Below are 274 nucleotides of genomic sequence, written 5' to 3'. Positions count from 1 at the left end.
GAGCGATGCTACTGCGCAGGGGCCTTATTCGCTAAGCGCGATTCCGTTCATGAACTATGGTCATGATGCCGTTGGGGCAGGGCTTCAACATGATTATGACGACGATGATGAAGATCAACAGCAAAATGATGAGCAGGTGGCGTATGAACTGATGGATACCGTCACTACCGTTATGGGTATTGGTCCATTGTCGAGCGGAATAGAAGCGGACATTTCGATGGAGGGTTTTCGCCGGTTTGAGGGCGTTCCCACTATCTCGCTGCTTGAAGATGGA

At 50.7% G+C, this 274-nt stretch carries 1 protein-coding gene; it reads left to right on the top strand.

Features of this window, described 5'->3' with window-relative positions:
- Positions 1 to 49: 49 nt before the first annotated feature.
- The coding region (locus tag A3751_RS22425) for a hypothetical protein (RefSeq protein WP_231876808.1) at positions 50 to 274 on the top strand (225 nt) is incomplete at its 3' end.

Source organism: Oleiphilus sp. HI0080 (assembly GCF_001635135.1).
This window is presented reverse-complemented; position numbering and strand designations above follow the sequence as displayed.